Here is a 2,146-nt window from a genome sequence, read left to right on the forward strand (position 1 = left end):
CGTCGATCAACGAGCGCGCGGTGGACGACCCCGAAGCGCTCAAGTTCCGCGTCGCCACGATGCCGCTTGGCGGGAATGCCGCGCTGTCGGTGATCCGCGGCGGCAAGCCGCGCCAGATCGCCTTCCAGGTCACGCCGCCGCCGGAAGATCCGCCGCGCGACGTCACCCAGCTCAGCGGGCGCCAGCCCCTGGCCGGCGCCACCGTCGCCAACCTGTCGCCCGCACTCGCCGAAGAGATCGGCTTCACCGGTCCCGGGCAGGGTGTCGTCATCCTCGAAGTCGCCCGCAACAGCCCCGCCGCCCGTGTCGGCGTCCAGAGCGGCGATGTTGTGCTGCGGATCGACGAGCGCGAGGTCGGCAGTACGTCGCAGCTTACCAGACTGCTCTCAAGGACGCAGAGCGCCTGGAAGGTGACGGTCCGCCGGGGAGATCAGGTCCTGACCTCGACGGTCGCGGGCTGAGGGCGAAGCGGCGATGACCCTTTTCTCCGCGTCCGCCCCGCGCCCGCTGGCGGACAGGCTGCGGCCGAAGACCCTGGCCGAAGTCGTCGGGCAGGATCACCTGCTGACGCCGTCCGGCCCGGTCGGACGGATGATCTCCACCCATCGCCTTGCGTCCATGATCCTGTGGGGTCCTCCCGGCTGCGGCAAGACCACCATCGCGCGGCTGCTCGCCGATCAGACGGAACTCCATTTCGAACCGCTTTCCGCCGTTTTCTCCGGTGTCGCCGATCTTCGCAAAGTCTTCGAGTCGGCTAAGCTCCGGCGGAATACGGGCCGCGGCACCCTTCTGTTCATCGACGAGATCCATCGCTTCAACCGCAGCCAGCAGGACGGCTTCCTCCCTTATGTCGAGGACGGCACCGTGACCCTGGTCGGCGCCACGACCGAGAACCCCTCGTTCGAGCTGAATGCGGCGCTTCTGTCGCGGGCGCAGGTCTTCGTTCTCAACCGCTTGGACGACGCGGCGCTGGAGCTCCTGCTGACGCGGGCCGAGGCGGAGATGGGCAAGCCGCTACCGCTCGACCCGGACGCCCGGCAGGCGGTCAAGGCCATGGCCGACGGCGACGGCCGCTTCCTGCTGAACCTGTGCGAGGAGCTGTTCGCGCTCGCTCCGGCAACGCCGCTGGACACCACCGCGCTCGTCGGCACGGTGCAGCGCCGGGCGCCCCTGTACGACAAGTCGCAGGAAGGGCATTACAACCTGATCAGCGCCCTCCACAAGTCGGTGCGCGGCTCCGATTGCGATGCGGCGCTGTACTGGCTTACCCGTATGCTGGACGGCGGCGAAGACCCGCGCTACATCGCGCGCCGGCTGGTTCGGATGGCGGTCGAGGACATCGGTCTGGCCGATCCACAGGCTCTCCCGCAGGCGCTTGCCGCCTGGGAGACCTACGAGCGCCTGGGCTCTCCGGAAGGCGAGCTGGCGATCGCGCAGTGCACGATCTACATGGCGACCGCGCCCAAATCCAACGCCGCCTATACCGCCTACAAATCGGCCGTCCGCACCGCGCGGGAAACCGGTTCGCTGATGCCGCCCAAGCATATCCTGAACGCGCCGACCAAGATGATGAAGGGCCTCGGCTACGGCACAGGCTACGAGTACGACCACGACACCGCCGAGGGTTTCAGCGGCCAGAACTACTTTCCCGACGGGATGCCGCGCCAGCAGTTCTACCGTCCGCCGGAGCGGGGATTCGAGCGGGAGATCCGCAAACGGCTGGACTACTGGAGCAAGCTGCGGACCCAGAAGTCACACGATCCGGAATGACCCATAGCTTCGACGGCTTCGTCGCGATCGACTGGTCGGGAGCGACCGGCAAGCGCTATCGCGGCATAGCGGTCGCCGAATGCGCGCCCGGCACCGGTGTCCCCAACCTGATCCAGCCGCCGGATGCCCGCCAACCGTGGACCCGTACCCAGGTGCTGGATTGGCTCGACTGGCGGATCGGCCAAGGCAGCCGCCTGCTGGTCGGCATCGACTGCGCTTTCTCGCTGCCGTTCGACACGGCCGCCGCGTACTTCCAGCACGGCGCCGGCACTGTGTTCGACCTGTGGGAGCTTGTCGAGAAGGTCTGCGAAGCCGACCCCGACCTGTTCGGCGGCGCCTTCCCGCGCCATCCCGCCCACGCTCCGGGCTACTGGAC

2 protein-coding genes and 1 pseudogene are annotated in these 2,146 nt (G+C 68.2%); all 3 read left to right on the forward strand.

The genetic code is table 11. From position 1 onward, the window contains the following. Positions 1 to 461, forward strand: a 461-nt coding sequence (locus AC5JJ6_RS10870; protein WP_496042049.1) for a PDZ domain-containing protein, incomplete at its 5' end; no start/stop codon positions are given. Between the two features lie 13 nt (positions 462 to 474). Continuing rightward, positions 475 to 1,770 (forward strand): replication-associated recombination protein A, encoded by a 1,296-nt coding sequence (locus AC5JJ6_RS10875; RefSeq protein ID WP_496042050.1) that lies wholly within the window; start codon positions 475 to 477, stop codon positions 1,768 to 1,770. Continuing rightward, positions 1,767 to 2,146 (forward strand): annotated as a pseudogene (locus tag AC5JJ6_RS10880) (hypothetical protein); the annotation flags it as partial. The gene AC5JJ6_RS10875 and the pseudogene AC5JJ6_RS10880, both read left to right, overlap by 4 nt.

The sequence above is a fragment of the Skermanella sp. genome (assembly GCF_059503625.1).

Bases quoted from the DNA above. Each gene is read 5' to 3' on its own strand.
- AC5JJ6_RS10875 (WP_496042050.1), top strand. From the start codon at position 475: ATGACCCTTTTCTCCGCGTCCGCCCCGCGCCCGCTGGCGGACAGGCTG.